16 protein-coding genes and 2 pseudogenes are annotated in these 16,830 nt (G+C 69.5%); 5 read left to right on the top strand and 13 right to left on the bottom strand.

All coding sequences use genetic code 11. The features are described from left to right. Positions 1-1,860: a DrmB family protein gene (drmB, locus tag ACWDAS_RS26765; protein WP_450395652.1), complete on the top strand. Its 1,860-nt coding sequence runs from the start codon at positions 1-3 to the stop codon at positions 1,858-1,860. A gap of 61 nt (positions 1,861-1,921) precedes the next feature. On the opposite strand, the gene ACWDAS_RS26760 is transcribed toward drmB, so the two are convergent. From ACWDAS_RS26760 to ACWDAS_RS26750, 3 genes and pseudogenes are all read right to left on the bottom strand, one after another. Beyond that, a complete protein-coding gene (locus ACWDAS_RS26760) occupies positions 1,922-2,344 on the bottom strand; it encodes a very short patch repair endonuclease (protein ID WP_450395649.1) in 423 nt (140 codons plus the stop codon). Between the two features lie 44 nt (positions 2,345-2,388). Next, a pseudogene (locus tag ACWDAS_RS26755) lies at positions 2,389-3,905 on the bottom strand (UvrD-helicase domain-containing protein). Between the two features lie 50 nt (positions 3,906-3,955). Beyond that, a complete protein-coding gene (locus tag ACWDAS_RS26750) occupies positions 3,956-4,078 on the bottom strand; it encodes a hypothetical protein (RefSeq protein WP_450395647.1) in 123 nt (40 codons plus the stop codon). 242 nt (positions 4,079-4,320) lie between these two features. Between ACWDAS_RS26750 and ACWDAS_RS26745 the strand changes: the two genes are divergently transcribed. Then, positions 4,321-5,559: an IS256 family transposase gene (locus tag ACWDAS_RS26745; protein WP_450395645.1), complete on the top strand. Its 1,239-nt coding sequence runs from the start codon at positions 4,321-4,323 to the stop codon at positions 5,557-5,559. Positions 5,560-6,000: 441 nt separating this feature from the next. Here the strand turns inward: ACWDAS_RS26745 and ACWDAS_RS26740 are convergent, their stop codons facing one another. From ACWDAS_RS26740 to ACWDAS_RS26700, 9 genes are all read right to left on the bottom strand, one after another. Further along, complete coding sequence (locus ACWDAS_RS26740; protein WP_450395707.1) at positions 6,001-6,555, bottom strand: hypothetical protein; 555 nt, start codon at positions 6,553-6,555, stop codon at positions 6,001-6,003. Further along, entirely contained in the window at positions 6,489-6,875 is a 387-nt protein-coding gene (locus ACWDAS_RS26735; protein ID WP_450395641.1) for a DUF6083 domain-containing protein, read from the bottom strand. Before ACWDAS_RS26735 ends, ACWDAS_RS26740 begins: the two co-directional genes overlap by 67 nt. Positions 6,876-7,376: 501 nt before the next feature. After that, complete coding sequence (locus ACWDAS_RS26730) at positions 7,377-8,126, bottom strand: GntR family transcriptional regulator (RefSeq protein WP_450395697.1); 750 nt, start codon at positions 8,124-8,126, stop codon at positions 7,377-7,379. A gap of 376 nt (positions 8,127-8,502) precedes the next feature. Beyond that, complete coding sequence (locus ACWDAS_RS26725) at positions 8,503-8,910, bottom strand: hypothetical protein (RefSeq protein WP_450395638.1); 408 nt, start codon at positions 8,908-8,910, stop codon at positions 8,503-8,505. Continuing rightward, entirely contained in the window at positions 8,907-9,077 is a 171-nt protein-coding gene (locus tag ACWDAS_RS26720) for a hypothetical protein (RefSeq protein WP_450395636.1), read from the bottom strand. Before ACWDAS_RS26720 ends, ACWDAS_RS26725 begins: the two co-directional genes overlap by 4 nt. A gap of 156 nt (positions 9,078-9,233) precedes the next feature. Further along, positions 9,234-9,815, bottom strand: coding sequence for a hypothetical protein (locus ACWDAS_RS26715; RefSeq protein WP_450395634.1), 582 nt, complete (start codon positions 9,813-9,815; stop codon positions 9,234-9,236). A 278-nt stretch (positions 9,816-10,093) separates the two neighbouring features. Beyond that, positions 10,094-10,777 carry a hemerythrin domain-containing protein gene (locus ACWDAS_RS26710; protein WP_450395631.1) on the bottom strand — a complete coding sequence of 228 codons (684 nt, stop codon included), beginning with the start codon at positions 10,775-10,777 and terminating at the stop codon, positions 10,094-10,096. Positions 10,778-10,888: 111 nt separating this feature from the next. Beyond that, positions 10,889-11,596: an SDR family oxidoreductase gene (locus tag ACWDAS_RS26705; protein ID WP_450395629.1), complete on the bottom strand. Its 708-nt coding sequence runs from the start codon at positions 11,594-11,596 to the stop codon at positions 10,889-10,891. A gap of 190 nt (positions 11,597-11,786) precedes the next feature. Then, entirely contained in the window at positions 11,787-12,656 is an 870-nt protein-coding gene (locus ACWDAS_RS26700; RefSeq protein WP_450395626.1) for a helix-turn-helix domain-containing protein, read from the bottom strand. Positions 12,657-12,967: 311 nt separating this feature from the next. Between ACWDAS_RS26700 and ACWDAS_RS26695 the strand changes: the two genes are divergently transcribed. From ACWDAS_RS26695 to ACWDAS_RS26685, 3 genes and pseudogenes are all read left to right on the top strand, one after another. Beyond that, positions 12,968-13,669 (top strand): SDR family NAD(P)-dependent oxidoreductase, encoded by a 702-nt coding sequence (locus tag ACWDAS_RS26695; RefSeq protein WP_450395623.1) that lies wholly within the window; start codon positions 12,968-12,970, stop codon positions 13,667-13,669. 157 nt (positions 13,670-13,826) lie between these two features. After that, positions 13,827-14,354 carry an IS21-like element helper ATPase IstB gene (gene istB, locus ACWDAS_RS26690; protein WP_450395695.1) on the top strand — a complete coding sequence of 176 codons (528 nt, stop codon included), beginning with the start codon at positions 13,827-13,829 and terminating at the stop codon, positions 14,352-14,354. A gap of 1,009 nt (positions 14,355-15,363) precedes the next feature. After that, positions 15,364-16,059, top strand: a pseudogene (locus ACWDAS_RS26685) (ISKra4 family transposase); the annotation flags it as partial. 69 nt (positions 16,060-16,128) lie between these two features. Here the strand turns inward: ACWDAS_RS26685 and ACWDAS_RS26680 are convergent. Further along, entirely contained in the window at positions 16,129-16,737 is a 609-nt protein-coding gene (locus ACWDAS_RS26680) for a class I SAM-dependent methyltransferase (RefSeq protein WP_450395621.1), read from the bottom strand. Positions 16,738-16,830 lie beyond the last annotated feature (93 nt).

Below are 16,830 nucleotides of genomic sequence, written 5' to 3'. Positions count from 1 at the left end.
ATGACCCCGCCCCCTCCCCCGCGCCGCCGACGCGGCACCGGCGCCGCTGTCGTTCGTCCCCGCAAACTCGGCGGCGTACGACGGTCCCAGATGGTGACGACCTACGGCGTCGGCGCGATGATCGCCGTGGACAACGAGTCGTTCATCGTCGCCGGTCTCGACTCCTGGGACGTCTCCCAGGCCCCCGAGGTCCTGGAGCGTCGTCTGGCCCGCGTGCTGAAGGTGCGCTCCTTTCGCCAGCCGCCCGCCCCGGACCCGGACCGGGCAACGGACGGCGTGCACGTCCGCCGATTCCCGACCATGTACTCCTGCCCCAAGTGCGCGACGCTCCAGCCGTTTCACAAGTTCAACTCCCCGCCCCGTACGGCCCGTTGCGGGACATGCCAGGAGGACCTCGTGCCCTCCCGCTTCGTCCTGGCCTGCAACAACGGTCACATCTCGGACTTCCCGTACTGGCGGTGGGTCCACCGCGGCAGCGGCCACACCGGCGGCCTGTGCGGCGGCACCCTGTCCTTGGGCACCAACGGCAACACGGCATCCCTGCGGTCGGTCGTCGTCTCCTGCAGCTGCGGTGTGCCGGACGTATCCATGGAGGGCGCCTTCCGCAGCCGCGTTCTAAAAGATCTCGGCATCGGCTGCGATGGCGGCCGCCCGTGGTTGAAGGACGCACTCCCCAAGGGATGCGACCAGGCACCGCGCGCCATGCAGCGAGGCTCCTCGGCCGTGTGGCATCCCCAGGTCGCCAGCGCCCTGTCCATCCCCCCGTGGGGCGAGGGCCTGCACAAGCTGGTGGAGAAGCACAAGCTGCTCGGCGCCTCCGAGGACACCATCCGCTGGTTCGCCAAGAACCACGCCGCCCTGCTCAAGAGCGTCGACGCCACGGCAGAAGACATCATCCACCTCCTCCAGGCCATCGAGGACGACGAACAGGCCGACCAGGACGACACTCCCACGCCGAAGGCCCGCAGCGCGCTGCGGCAGGAGGAATACATCCGGCTGGTCCGCGGCAACCCCGAGCGGTACACCGCCGAATGGCAGCCCTTCGTATGCGAAAAGCCGTTGGGCTCCCCGACCGTGCTCAAACCGCTGGGGCTGCGCGACACCATGCTGGTCAAGCGGCTGCGCGAGGTGCGGGCCCTGGCGTCGTTCATGCGCGGCGACCTGCCCTCCGACGCGGACCCCGCCCACCGCATGGCGCCGCTGACCCTGTCCGACGACATCGACTGGCTTCCGGCCGTGGAGGTGATCGGCGAAGGCGTGTTCCTACGCCTGGACGAGGACAAACTGCGTTCTTGGGAGACCGATGAGACGGTGATCGCCCGCGCGCGCCGCATCCGCAACAATCACCTGACACTTCTCAAGCGCCGCGCCGCCGCGTCCAAGACCGCAGGAGAAGGGCAGCAGAACGCGGAAGAGATCGACTCGCCGGTCACCCCCCGCTACCTCCTGCTCCACACCCTCGCGCACATCCTGATCAACGAGTGGAGCCTGGACGGCGGCTACCCGACCTCCGCCCTGCGCGAGCGCCTGTACTGCGACGACGACATGGCGGGCCTGCTGCTCTACACCGCCACCAGCGACTCGGCCGGCAGCCTCGGCGGCATTGTCGCCCAGGGCGAACCCGATCGCCTGGCCCACACCCTCAAGGCCGCCCTCGCCCGCACCGCCTGGTGCTCCAACGACCCGCTGTGCATGGAGTCCGAGGCAGCCGGCGTCGACAACGTCAACCTCGCCGCCTGCCACGCCTGCGTTCTGCTGCCCGAGACCAGCTGCGAAACCAACAACAGCTTCCTCGACCGGGCCATGCTCGTCGGCACACCGACCGGCACGGTGCCCGGATACTTCCACGACCTCGCATAAGGCCATCACGGGGGGTGGGGCGAGGCAACCCGCAGCGCGCCCCACCCCCGATAGAGGGGCCTCAGAGTCGTCGCCGCCGCTCTTCCACCACCGCACGCACCCGCTCCGCCGCCTCCAGCGGCGACTCATGCTCCCACACCCGCACCGCCAGCCATCCGGCCTGCGCGAGCCGCTCATCGGTGTCCGCGTCCCGTACCCGATTCCCCTCGATCTTGGTCCGCCAAAAATCCGCATTCCGCCGCGGCCAGGTGGCATGCTCCGGACAGCCATGCCAGAAACAACCATCCACGAACACCGCCACTCGCGCCGGCCCGAACACGATGTCCGCCTCCCGACGCACTCCCTTCACCGGCCGCCTATGCACCCGAAACCGCAGTCCCGCTGCATGCAACACACGACGCAAGGCCAGCTCCACCTGGGTATTCCGGCTCTTTTGTCGGCTCATCCGCGCCCGGACCTGTGCCGTCGTCTCCAACGCCTCCACCCAGACATTGTCCGCCTGCCTTCCCCCAAAGCGCCCCACCCGACTCAGCCAGTAACGGGGCTCAGATCGCCGATCGCCGTTGATCGCGGTCCGGATGGCCCAGGGTTTCCGTCGGGGTGGTCGTTGATCCAGGTCAGGCCGCCGAGGTCGAGGCGTAGGCGTGCGCGGGTGACGGCGACGTGGGCGAGGCGGGCGTCGGCTTCGTCGATCGGCCCGGGCAGGGGGTTGCCGTGCTCGTCGGTCTCGTCGCTGTCTTTGGGCGGGTGGAAGTCGTCGGCGATCTCTACCTGGGGCCATTCGCGGCCTTTGGCTTTGTGCGCGGTGGACACCGTCACTTGCGCGTCCTGCTCGCAGACCAGGCGGTTGACCGCGGTCAGGATGGCGTCGGTGCCGTGGTGGTCGACGAGGTCGACCAGGGGCTGCAGGTCACTGCCCGCGGGATCGTGTTCGGCGTAGTCCTGCAGCTGGCCCCAGGAGGTGAACAGCACCAGCTCGGGGTGGGAGGCGCGGCGTCCGTCTTTCAGGTCGCGTGACGCCAGCGCCAGAGCCTGCAGGGCCGCTCCTCCCCCGGCCAGCGCGACCCTGCGGCCGAGGGCAAGGAAGCGCAGGACTTGGGCCATGGCGCCGATGTTGCTGCGGCACAGCACCGCGTCCGGCTGGGTCAGCTTTCCGACCTCGGTGGGGATCGCCTGGCTGCCTTCCAGGCGGATCGGGGCGTCGGTGATCGCCAGCCACCGGTTGGCCTCCAACGCCAACAGGGGGCCGAAGCGGAAGGATCGGGTCAGGGACAGGGCGATGCCGTCGAAGCCGGTCATCACGTCCTTGGCGCCACGCCAGCCGTAGATGGCCTGCGCAGAGTCCCCGACCATGACCAACTGGGCGTGCCCGCGCTGGTTGAGCAGCACCTGTTCCAGGACCGGGTTGGTGTCCTGGGCCTCGTCCAGGAGCACGAAGTCGGTGCGCAGTTTCGGGTCGGACAGGGCCCACAGTTTGAGGTAGTGGTCGTGTTCGAAGCGGACGGCGCCGGTGTCGGGGTGCTGCAGGTCGGCCCAGGCGGCGCGGGCGTAGGGCAGGATGCGGCGGGCGAGCTCGGCGTGCAGGTCCTCGGTGTCCAGGCCGCGCAGCGGGGGCACGTGGTGGCGGTCGATGACCGGGTCGGCGGAGTGGCAGAAGCGGGTCACGGTGCGCTGGGCTGTGGAGGTCAGCGTGGCCGGATACACGGTTCGGTCGCCGATCCGCATGGGCTTGGTGATACCCAGAGCGTCGGCGGTGTGCCTGTCCGGCAGGCGGGGTCCGTTCAGGCGGGCCTGGTAGCGGTGACCGATGGCGGCGTAGGCAAGTGAGTGCGCGGTCTTGCACAGCACCGTGCCGGGGAAACGGCCGGCGGCGTCCTGCGCGATGGCCCGGTTGAACGCGACATACAGGCCGCGCCGGGAGGTGCCGGCGGCGAGCTGGGTGAGGGTCGTTGTCTTTCCGGTGCCGGCTCCGGCCTGGACCACCAGGTGATCCCCGGTGGCGAAGCATCGGCGGCCAGGACTTGTTCGTCGGTGGGCTGCAGCATCGTTGAGCATCGTCGATCTGTGAGAGCGCGGTTGGGGCGCGCAGGGGTGGTCAGGTGGTGTCGTCGTCAATGAGGAAGCCGCGCATCGGCACCGGCGGCAAACCCTCGGAGTGCGCAGTCGTATGGCGGCTCAGCGCGGCCAGGTCCCGGACGATCGCCGCGTAGTGCACCACGACCGGCTCCGCCGGGACCGCGGCACGGGAAAGATCGGACAGCAGACCGCTTGTTTCCTGCAGGAAGGCGGCGGTGCCGGCCTGTTGCCGCCGGGCGAGTTCGGGCGGTTGCGTCCTTGGAAGTGGTGTAACGGGTTGGACCTGATCCGGGGGTTTGCTCCGGCGTCCGGGTTGGTGCCCGCATAGACAAACGGCCACCGGCTGATCTTCGAAGTGTCGAAGCCTCGAAGGAGATCAGCACGATGACCGCACCTGACAGTCTGCCCCTGCACGCCCTCACCGAGGAGAACCTCGCCGCGGCGAGTCCCGATCTGCTGCGCGCGATGGTCAAGACGTTCGCCGACGTGCTCATGTCCGCGGAGGCCGATGCCCTCTGCAACGCCGAATACTGGCAGGTCAGCGACGAACGCGTCAACCACCGCAACGGATATCGCCCGCGCGAGTGGGACACGAGGGCCGGCACCGTCGAGCTGGCCATCCCCAAACTCCGCAGCGGCAGTTACTTCCCGCACTGGCTCCTGGAACGACGCCGCAGGGCCGAACAGGCCCTGATCTCGGTGGTGGCCACCGCCTACCTGCTCGGGGTCTCCACCCGCCGGGTCGAGAAGCTCGCCGAGTCCCTCGGCGTGACACAGCTGTCGAAGTCCCAGGTCAGCGCGATGTCCAAGCACCTGGACGAACAGGTCACCGCGTTCCGCAACCGGCCGCTGGACGCCGGCCCGTATGCGTTCGTCTGGGTGGACGCACTGACCCAGAAGGTCCGCGAAGGCGGCCGCATCATCAACGTCCACGCACTGATCGCAGTCGGCGTCAACGCCGACGGCCACCGCGAAATCCTCGGCCTGGACGTCGCCACCGCCGAGGACGGCGCCGGCTGGCTGGCCTTCCTGCGGTCGCTCATCGCCCGCGGCCTGGCCGGCGTCCAGCTGGTCGTCTCCGACGCCCACGCCGGCCTGGTCGACGCCATCGGCGCAACCCTGCCCGGCGCCTCGTGGCAGCGCTGCCGCACCCACTACGCCCGCAACCTGCTGAGTCAGGTTCCGAAATCGGCCCAGCCGTGGGTGGCCACGCTGCTGCGGACCGTCTTCGAACAGCCCGACGCCCACGCCGTCCAGGCCCAGATGCGGCACGTCCTTCAGACCCTGGAAACGAGGTTTCCCAAGGCCGCCGAACACCTGGACGGCGCCCAGCACGAACTGCTGGCCTTCGCTGCCTTCCCGCGCGAGATCTGGCGGCAGATCTGGTCGAACAATCCGCAGGAACGACTGAACAAAGAGATCCGCCGCCGCACCGACGTGGTCGGCATCTTCCCCGACCGCACCGCCGTGATCCGCCTGGTCGGTGCCGTCCTGGCCGAGCAGAACGACGAGTGGACCGAGGCCCGCCGCTACATGGGCCGCGACCTCCTCACCAAAGCCCGCCTCCACTCGATCGAGTCAGATACCGACGACACCGTCCTGCCCACCGAACTCACCGCATAGCCTCAAAGAAGAGATCACCGAGTGGCCGTCGATACACCACTCCAACGGACGTGACCGAGTTCGGCCGTGACCGCTGCCGGGGTGCAGGTCTCCCCACGGTGATGAACGGCGGCGTGGCAAGGAAGAGCTCCCGGCAGGCCGGGCTGCTGAAGTGCGCCGGGTGCGGGACCGCCATCAAGTACGGGACCACCTGTCGATGGTGGAGCACCGCTGCCAGGACCACGCGCTCGGCATGCTCATCGAACAGGGCAGGACCGGGCGGGGGCTGATCAGGGTCGGGAGTACCGATCAAGGTCTTGGACACCAGGGGCCTCCGAAACGGCCAGGACAGGGGCAGCGAAACTTCCGCAGCAAGTGCTGCGGCAGGGGCGTGGTCCCAGCGGCCTTCGAGCTCACGCGGGCGGGGCAGCCGAGCGGAACGGCCACTCGAAGGCAGCGGGCTCACCCCAAACCACGGCCCGAGGCGGGCGACGGGCCGGGAAGCCGGTCGCAGATGTACAGGCGGTGGCGGACTGGGTCAAAGGGCTCCCAGGCAATCAGAGCGCTGTCCGCAGCATTGCGAACAGTGACGTGAGCGGTACAGCGCTGGGCGCGCCAGCGCATCTGTTCGGCGTACGGCAAGCCCGTGAGGTCGTACAGGGTCATCACCTCCTGGTCGGCCGGCAGGTGCCCGTCGCCGGGGCGAAGGAGCGGATCGACGAGCTCGAGCCGCCACGTGCCGGGCAGGGCCTCGCGGTCCAGGACAGGTAGGGAGCAGCGACGGCGGGCGCGGGTCCGGGCCACGCACTGGAGGTCCTCGAGAGGACCGGGGGCCAGATAGCGCGCGCCGATGATGCGCACGACCGGCCGGACAGGCCAATCCGGGGCGGCCTGGGGTGGCTGCTCGGGCCGGGGTGTGAAGAGGCCGGCATCTTGCAGGCAGCGGGAGTTCAGCGCGAGGGCCCGGCACATCTCCTCCAGAAGCGCGCTGCGGTTGCCCGCCGCACCGACGGACACAGGGCGCGGTGCCGGACGCGGCACCACGCGCTCCCGTCATGGGAAGCATGAGCAACACCGGAAGAAACGTGCCAGCGCTCCCCCGGCGGCACCGAACCTGCGGGGAGCTCAACGGGATGCAGCGGAACAGCAGTACTGCCCGGGCGCTGGTACCACTCAATGGGGTTCCCGCAGAAATCACACCGGGAGCCCTGCGCAGTGCGCAGCAGCCGGCTCGGACTGTCGTCGGCGATGCGCAGGGACCGGCGCGGCCGGTAATTCTTGCGGCTGCCGTCCCAGGCGGAACCGTCGTCAGCGAAGGAGTTGTTCGTCGAGCGCATGACCGCAGACGGTGACGCCCAACACGCCACAACATGGACGACCAAGCCGAGGAAGTCACTCTCCCGACCCCATCAAGTCGCGCAAGAGTTCGCTTAATAGCTCATGCGTTCCATCGGGCCCCACGAACCGGTCGATGCACACAAGGGTGCCGTGCACCCCGCCCCCTTCGACCGCAAGACGCGACCGACCGCCCATCCAGCCGGCGCTCTCAACACCCGTCGCTCATGCGGTCGGCTGCGACAGGGGCCGCAGAAACGCCGCCTCGCCCTATGCCTGCTCCAAGACGATCTCCGCCGCACGGGCTCGTCGCCGAACCTGACGCCCTGGAGGATCGATTGAGGCGGCCCCTGCCAACAGAACGACCGTAACCAGCGCCGCAACGGCGCGTTCGTCAGCACGAGCAGGTGGAGAACGCGGCCGTACCTGCAACTCACCTGGCTCGGAGGAGGCTTAGCGTCAGTACCGGCACGACTGGCAGCCCGTTATGCAGACCTCAGCCGTCACTCGCCGCGGTCTATGCCGATCTCGTACGCGATCTCCCAGCGGACGTCAGGCACCACAAGGTCGGCCGTCTCCACAGGCCGACCGTCGCCGTCGTAGTACGTGCGCTCGATCCGCATCAGCAGGTCTCCGACGCTAATCCCCAGCAGGTTGGCCTCTTCCTGCGTAGCCCGCCCCGGCCGCGGCACCTCGACGGCGGTATCGACGGCAACGCCGATGGTACGCATCCGCTCCACAACTCCCGCACCGGCAAGGGGACCCATCTCCGGCAGCACAATGGGCGTGCCGTCCGTGAGAGCCATCGGCTCCCACGACGTCGACAGTTGCACCGGCTGGCCGCCAGCCATGAACTCGTACGTCGTGCGCACGCAGTGATCCCCGGGCTGGATGGCAAGGCGCTGCGCGACGTCCTCAGGAGCGGGCACTCTGGCCTGACTGTGCGACTCCCAAGTGCCGGCCTTGCCTTGCTCATTCATGTTCGCGCGGAACGGGCTGCCGCCGCGGCGCTCGCGGTGGCGCGACCGGATCATGCGCATGCGCTCGCGCGGTGAGCGAACAAACCGTCCGGAGCCAGCCCGTCCTTCGAGCAGGCCCTCGATGACGAGCCGGTCCAGGGCGCGTTGCGTCACGTTGCGACCGACGTTGTATTCGGTCGCCAAGACGGCGCCCGATCGAACGCGAAACCACGATCGACGGCGGCATCCTGGACGACTGGGCCCGGTTCGTCGCCCAGACCGCCGCACCCGCAGCCCAGCGCCTCCACCTCGGCAACCGGGGCCAGCTGCTCCTCGACGCCGACGCGGGAAGCTGGGCCCTGCTCCGCCGCGACCAGCACGGCTGGCGAGTGCGGCAAGGCGGCCCCGAACGCCTCTGGGACCCCATCGAAGACCACCTCCTACGGTGGCGCCACGATGGATCCCCCACCCTGGACCAATTCCGCATCACCATCACACCCGACGGGCGCCACGACATCTCCTGGCGCCACGCCCGGTGACACGGGCCAGGCCCGGCCGCCTGCCGACAAGGAGCACCAGGAGAGCCGGACCGCGGCCGCACGACGTTCATGCCGCCCCGAAAGCGCAGCCGCAGCCGTGCCGAGAGCAAGACCCGGCGCTCCAAACCGGGTCAGCCAAGCGGTGAAGAGGAGCCTTGGCCGTTGTGGGAGGTGGCGCGTGACGGCGTCAGGCAGGCTCGCAGGCAGCGATCTCGCAGTTCGGAGATGACGGCCTTCTCGGACGCGTTGACGGCACCGTCCGCCGTGGCCACCCGGTCGGCCGCGTCGAGGATGTCGCTCAGATCCCCCGGCTCGGCGTCTATGCGCTGCCACACCTCGGTGGGGTCGATGTCGACAAGGTGAGCGAGCTGCTCGTCGACCACCTGATGGTGATCCCGCACCAGCCTGACCAGGTGCCGGATCAACAGCGCCTCATCGTCGGCGATTTTATCGTCTGCCATGATGACGATCCAGGCGACCCACAGCATCAGCTGCGGATGCCGGCTCCGCTTGCTCAGGCCCTCGGCGAGTTCGATCACCCGGGCCTGGTTCCGGAAGACGGCTTGCGCGTGGCCCTGGCCTCGTTGGGGCTGGTGATCTCCTCCTCCCAGGCGAAAGTCTCGCCGACACGGAGGTAGGCGGCTGTCTGCTCGGTGAGGGCGGCCTGCATGGTCTGTGTGAACCCGGCCAGGGTCCCGTTCTCCACGGTGCCCAGGGCAGCAATCTGTACGGCGCGGGCGGCATGGAGGTCGTTGAACCTGGAGACCAGTGCAGCACGCTTCCGAAGCGGCCGTCCAGACCCACTGCCAACATCCAACGGCCCCCGACCTGTACGACCTCGACATCGTTTGGGCAGGCCAACCTATGTCAGTTCACGAATGGTACGGATGGTTCCCCTAACAACTTCTAGCTTCTTGTCGCGCCTGGCAATCCACTTCTCGTGGATCCCGGGTGCAGCCACCCCGGCCGTGACATTCACGTTCACGAGGTCAAACGCAAGGTCTGCTCGTTCGGTCAGGATGGCTGAGTACGCCCGGGTATCAGTTTCCACATCATCGAGGCGCCTCAGACACATCTGCTTGTTGCCGCTGAGGGCGTACGAGAGAGCCAGGACCATTCGGGTTTGCAGAAGACTTTCTGCGTCCCGTTCCGCCCCTTGGCCACTCAAGCTCCGCCAGCCTCGGCCAACCTGTTTCAGCTTCGCGGTGAGAGCAACTTCCAGCACAGGAGGAATCTGAGCGAGCAACAGGTTGCGGTCTTTGCCCTCCAGCAACGCGGCCTCCCTGAGCAGGCGGTCGGCCGTCTCGCGGTAGACCTGCTCGATTGCACTGAACGCCGCCTGATGAGCGTCTTCACCCGCTACCCGGCTCAGCACAGCCCGCGCTGTGGTTGCTCCTCGAACCCAGATAAGTACCGCTTCCACGCCCGACATGCGGTCCCCCACTGCGAGAAATGTGTTGTGAGCGTCCGCATACCCACGCACGCGGTCTCGCATCCCACTGCAAGGAGCAAAGCCACCGGTGGGCTGGTCGGCAGCGATTGGGCGGCGCGTGATCTAGGATGCGAGAAATGATCTTGATGTATGTGGGAAATCTACCCCACTACTAGCCCAGGTGGTCGCCAACGCGCTCGAACTGGTCCGCCATGCTCGCGAGACAGGCCCACAGCGGACTCGCCGGACGTCGACGGCCACACCGCCGCCGTGGCGTCCCCGCCCCGCCGTCAGCGGTTGGCGCGCGGCGGCGTGGCGGTGCCGTGGACGCGCTTGGCGTGCCGGGCGTACAGGCGGGGCGCCAGGAACGGCAGGACCAGCCGTGCGGGCAGGGGCGCCTCGGCGAGGACCGCCTTGATCACTTCGGGGTCCCCCTCGTACATCGCCATGCCGAAGGCGAGCGGCAGCATCTTCCTGGGCACCTCATCCATGCCGTGCTCGCCGAGCCGCCGCCACTCGGCGGCGGTGATGTGCTCGCGCGCCAGGGGGAGGATCCGCCGCTCCTCCATCGCCATGTGTTCCGCGAGGGCGGCGGACAGCCTGTCCAGCACCTCGGCGAGTTTCTCGCCGTCGCGCGCGGTGGACCGCCACCGCGGCAGCAGGCGCGCCACTTCGTCGTTGGCGGCCTCGATGGCGTGGTGCTGCTCCTCCATGAGCGGCACGACGGCCTCGGCCTCCGGCCCGCTCCGCCTCAGGAGCAGCGGCCACAGGATCAGGTCCTCGCCCTCGTGGTGGAGGTGCAGAAGGCGGCAGACGAGTTCGGCATGGGCGCCGACGGTCTCCGAGCGCCGGGTGTCGTCCGGTTCGACGTCCCGCACGAGCCGCGGCAGCAGCCCGAACTCGCGGCGGATCATGGTGTGCGCCATATACATGTCGCGCACATCGGCCATGGGCTCGTCACCAGTGGGATTCATGTGGTCCTCGATCTGTTGGGGGAAGGGTCCGGCAGGTCCGGCGCCGCCCGGCGGCGGACCTGCCGGACGGTCAGCGGCGCCGGGCTCCCGGGCCGGTGCGGGGACTCCTCGTCACCAGGGCAGCACGCCGTTGCGGTCGAAGAACCCGCCGGTCGGGCCGTCGGGGCCGACCAGCGCCATCCGGACGATGGCCTCCGCACCCTCCTCGACGGTCTGGAAACCGGTGTTGCCGTTCAGATCGGTCTTCGTGAAGCCCGGCTCCACGGAGTTGACGCGGAAGCCGGGCAGCGCCTTCGCGTACTGCACGGTGATCATGTTCACGGCCAGCTTCGAGGCCGGGTAGTCCAGGCCCGGGAACATGTGGGCCGGCTGGTCCGGGTCGGCGACGTGGTGCAGCGAGGCCAGTCCGCTGCTGACGTTGACCACGACCGGGGCCGCCGACTCGCGCAGCAGGGGAAGGAACGCGTGGATGACCCGTACGACGCCGAAGACATTGGTCTCGAAGGTCTTCGTCATCGCGTCGGCGGTGGTCTCCACGGTGGGCACGACGCTGTTGTCCGGCCGGCGCACCTCGATGCCGGCGTTGTTGATCAGCACGTCCAGGCCGCCCTCGGCCTGGACGGTCCGTACTGCGTCCGCCACGGACGCGTCGTCTGTGACGTCGATCCGGACGAAGTGCGCTCCCAGCCGCTCGGCGGCGGCACGGCCGCGCTCCGCGTCCCGGGCCCCGATCCAGACCGTGTGTCCCTCGGCGATCAGGCGGCGGGCGGTCTCGTAACCGAGCCCCTTGTTGGCCCCGGTGATCAGTGTGGTCGTCATGGTGTCTCTCCCGTCACGGGTGGTCGTTCTGCGACACCTTCAGCGTCCGGCAGGGCGTGGCGGGTAGGGAGTCGTCCCGTTTTCCTGGGACTCGCGATACCAGGGTGTCCCCGCCCGCGCGGCCCGCACCGGGAGCCGGGAGCCCGGACACGGGCCGACTCACCCAGGGACACCGGGGTACGCCGCGCGCTCACCGTTCCCCGGCAGCCGGGCAGTGGCCGGGTGCGATGAGACTGCCGAGCATGTGCAGGAGTTCGGCGCTGCGGCTGCCGGGCTCGGGGTGGAGCACGACGAGCGTGAGGCCGTCGCTGCCGGTCACGGCGAGTTTGGTCGAGCGCAGTTCGAGATCGCCGACCTGCGGGTGCGTCAGGCGCACGGCATGGTCCTTGTGGGCCATCACGTCGTGACGGGCCCACAAGTGCCGGAAGCGATCGCTGCGTACGGACAGCTCACCGACGAGTTCGGCCAGCCGCGGGGCGTCGACGTCCGGGCCCGCCTGGGCGCGCAGGGTGGCGACGCCCTGCCGGGTCATCTCCTCCCAGTCCCGGCGCCGCTCGCGGTCCGCGGGATCGAGGAAGGCGGCCCGCAGCAGGTTCACCCCTCGGGCGTAGCTGGGCGAAAGCGCCACCGCGAGCGCGTTGACGGCCAGGACGTCGAAGAACCGGTTCTGGACCCAGGCGGGATGGGCCGTCCATCCGTCGATCAGCTCGCGGACGGTCCTCGGCACCTGTTCCGGTCTCGGTGCCCGGGTACGGGGCCGCGGCCGGCCCGGTCCCTGGGCTGCCTGTGCCTGGACCAGCCCGGTCATGTAGTCGACCGCCTCCTTGTCCAGGCGCAGCGCGCGGGCGATCGCCATCAGCACCTGAGGCGAGGGATTGCGGTCGCGCCCCTGCTCCAGCCGGAGGTAGTAGTCCGAGCTGATGCCGGCGAGCAGCGCGACCTCCTGCCGCCGCAGGCCCTGGACTCTTCGTGTCCCGGTGGCGCTGATGCCGGCCTCCTCCGGCCGGACCAGGCCCCTGCGAGCGCGCAGGAACTCGCCCAGCGCATTCGTGGCGTCCATGGAATGACCGTAGCCCGCTCGTCCCGGACGAGACTGGCCCCCGTAGTACCAGGAACGGCAGGGCACTGGCGCCTGCCCCGGAGGGCACGCAGATTGGGCGGCGTCCGGAAAACACCCCGGAACGCCATGTGCGTCGCACAGATGCGCGTCACGAGTTCGTGCGCCCTCGCGTGCCGCCGCGGGCCGCCGCGTCCCCCAGCGGACCGGGAGGCACCGGCCGGCGTCGCTCCGCCGGGCCGGGCCCGGGATCGCCCGCAGGGCCGTTCGCACCGCATTCCCACGCGCATCACGTCACAGCGAAGGAACGCTTCATGACCATCACGCTCGTCACCGGCGGCAACAAGGGCCTCGGCCGTGAGACCGCACGCCGTCTGATCAAGCTCGGCCACACCGTGTACATCGGCGCCCGCGACGCGGAGCGCGGGCGGGTGGCCGCCGAGGAGCTCGGCGCCGAACTGCTGCTGCTCGACGTCACCGACGACGCCTCCGTCGCCGCCGCGGCGGAGGAGCTGCGGCGGCGCGAGGGACGGCTCGACGTCCTGGTGAACAACGCCGGAGTCTTCGAGGGCATGGTCGGCGCGGAGCAGACCACGGCCACCCACGCGCAGACCGTTGTGGACGTCAACGTCGTGGGCCTGGTGCGCGTGACGCACGCCTTCCTTCCGCTGCTGAAGGAGTCGGCGTCGCCGGCCGTCGTCAACGTCAGCAGCGGACTCGGCTCCTTCGGCGTGGTCACCGACCCCGGGCGGCCCGAGTCGCACTACGTGACCGCCGCGTACTCCGCCTCGAAGGCCGCGGTGAACATGCTCACGGTGCAGTACGCCAAGGGCCTGCCGGGTGTCCGCGTGAACTGCGTCGAGCCCGGCTTCAGCGCGACCGACCTGCACGGCCTGAGCGGGAACGGGATCCAGAGCGCCGAGGAGGGCGCCGAGGCCATCGTCCGGTACGCGACGATCGGCGCCGACGGCCCGACGGGCACCTTCGCCGACCGCACCACGCCGCTGCCCTGGTAGGCCCGCGATCCGCGCCCGCCGTCCACGGCGCGGACGCCCGGAGGGCCGGGGGCCCGGGGGGGGCGGGGCGCCGGGGCCCGGGCGGGCGGCGCCGGGCGACGGTGAGGCACGGCTCAGCGGCGGTGGCTAGGCTGAATGAGGAACGCATGCCCGGCGGCTGGCCGGTGGCCCATGTCGTGACGCCGACCGGCAGAAGGCGCCGGACATCGTCGGGAAGGAGAACGTGATCTTCCTCGGGCCACCCGGCACCGGCAAGACCCACCTCGCCACCGGCCTGGGCATCCGGGCCTGCCAGGCCGGCCATCGGGTCGCCTTCGCAACCGCCGCCCAGTGGGTCATCCGCCTCGCCGAAGCCCACCACGCCGGCCGTCTCAGCGACGAGCTGACCCGGCTGGGACGGATCCCGCTGATCGTGGTCGACGAGGTCGGCTACATCCCCTTCGAACCCGAGGCCGCGAACCTCTTCTTCCAGTTCATCTCAGGCCGCTACGAACGCGCCTCCGTGATCGTGACCAGCAACAAACCCTTCGGACGGTGGGGCGAAGTCTTCGGCGACGACACCGTCGCCGCCGCAATGATCGACCGCCTCGTCCACCACGCCGAAGTCATCTCACTCAAGGGCGACAGCTACCGCATGCGCGGCCGCGACCTCGGACGGGTTCCCGCCGCCAACACCAGGGAATGACCAACATCAGATGACGCAGCGGGGGTCAATTTTCACCCGTCGGAAGTGGGTCAAGGTTCACGCGTCGTCGACACCCCCGCGGCCGCTGAATGTCGAGACTCTCTTCCCGGAGCTATCCGCCTACCGAGGGACGACGACGAGGCTCCATCCGCGGCCGGGCAGACCGGACCTTTCGGCCAGTTCCGTGGGCGGTCCGATGCTGTGGCCGGCGGACGAGCCGTGGCCGGAGTGCCGCGAGGCTCATGGCCGCGGGCGTGGTCGGCGACCGGCCGATATTCACCGATGGCGGCAGGTTCTGGCGTCCGCATCGGCTCGTGAGCAGGCCCCGGGCCCCACAGACGAGGAGCGGAAGCTCCTGCAGGAGCTGCACCAGGAGCATCGGGTTCCCGGGGTGTCCGAGACGGATCCATTGCCGATGATCGGTCTCGCTCAGCTGTACCGGCGAGACGTCCCCGACCTGCCGGCGGGTCCGGATGACTGCGACCTGCTCCAGGTGTTCTGGTGTCCTTTCAACGCGCACGGCCCGAGCCGGTACGACCTGGAACTGCACTTGCGGTGGCGGCGATCCTGGGAGGTCGGCGACGTGCTGGCCACGCCGCCACAGTCGTCGGTCGTCGGCTCTGACGGGTTCGTGCCCGAACCATGTGTGTTTCACCCGGAGCAAGTGGTCACCTATCCGTTCGCCGGCCTCCTGCCCGAGGAGCTGTGCGCCCGGATCGGCGCCTGGGAGGAAGCCCTCGAAGACGAAGCCGAGCAGTCAGCGGGCGGGAACACGGCCGAGCCGCCCGGCTACCAGTACGACCTGTCCATCCCGCCCAGTTGGCGCGTGGGAGGCTTCGCCTCCTGGCACACCACCGACCCATACCCCATGGACTGCCTGACCTGCACGACACCGATGCGCCTGCTGATGACCATCGACAGCTCGGAATGGGACGGCGGCAGCGGCAGTTGGAAACCCCTGGAGGACCAGACCCAGCCCGCTCACCGATGCGCCACCCCCACCGAGGTCACCGTGGCCTGCGTCTTCGACACCCGCCCCGCCCCCAGACGCCCCCACGACGTGATCCACCCACCCGGAGGCCGTAGCGACGAGCGCCGGGCCCGCCCGGGACCGCGGGCCGAGAACAAGTGGTGCACTGCCTCCCTGGTCCGCCCGCCCGAACAGGTCATCGCCGACGCCTTCGACCAGGCCGAAGCCCGTGACCCAAAGCATCTGCGGCCCTGGGGCGTCCTGGTCGACGGTGCCCGTCACCAGCTCGACCTGATCACCGCCGAGACCACCCGACGCGACGTCACGGTGCACGTGCTGCTGGACTTCGTGCACGTCGCCGAGTACGTCTGGGCCGCCGCCCACGCCTTCCACAAGCCCGGCGCCACCGAAGCCGAGACCTGGGCCGCCGACCACCTGACCGCGATCCTCGCAGGCCACACCGCCCGCACCGCCGCCGAGATGACGGCCCAGGCCAACCGGGAAGGACTACCGGCCGCCCGGCGCGAGGCCGTCGACCCCTGCCGCCACCTGATCGCCGACCGCCTCGACATCACCGGCGCCCGCTGGGGCCTTCCCGGAGCCGAAGCCGTCCTCCGGCTCCGCACCCTCGTCTCCAACAGCGACCTCGACGCCTACTGGCGCTACCACCTCGCCCGCGAGCACGAGCGCCTCTACCCCACCCCCGACCAGCGGAACTACTCCCTCACCGCTTGATCCCGAGCTTCACTCGAAACGAACCGCACCCAGCCGAATCGTGCACCACCGATCTTTCCAGGGGATCTTTCAGCGTCGTCGATGGACGCTGACTGCGTAGCCGCCGCCCTCGTAAGGGTCGGCGTCCCAGGTGGCGAAGCGGTCGACAAGGGCGAGGCCCGCCGCAGCGCAGTAGGCGTCGTACTCCGGCAGCGTGATGCTCGGCGGCACCGGCAGGTGGGCCTCATCCAAACCGAATCCGGAGACGAACAGACCCCCCGGGCGCAGCACCGCGGCCAGGCGGCTGACGGCCGCCGCCTCGGTACCGGTGGCGAGAAGCGGGAAAATGTTGCCGGCGGCGACCACGAGGTCGAAGCCCGCAGCGGCATGAACAGCGGCCGGGGCAAAATCGGTCAGGTCGGCCCCGATCCAGGTCAGCTCCGGCGCTTCCCTGCGAGCCACCGCCAGCATGGACTGATCGAGATCCACCCCGACACAGTCATACCCGAGCTCCGCAAGCCGGATCATGACCCGTCCGGTACCGCACCCGGCGTCCAGTACCCGCGCTCCTGCGGGCACGAGCGCGGCGCAGAATCGCGCCTCACCATGCATGTCCTTGCCGCTGTCGGCCACAACCGCGAGACGCGCGGCGTAGTCCTCTCCGGACGTCCCACCAGTCAGCTCTTCCCAGCGATTCATGACAACAAGGCTAATGAAGCGGAACCATCACTCCCCCATCACCCTCAGATGTCAGGCGAGCCAAGGGTCGAGTGCCCCTGGCGATCGGCGGCC

The sequence above is a fragment of the Streptomyces sp. NPDC001070 genome (genome assembly GCF_053598835.1).
The sequence above is the reverse complement of the archived record's forward strand: the minus strand, read 5'-3'. Positions and strand labels throughout refer to the sequence as shown.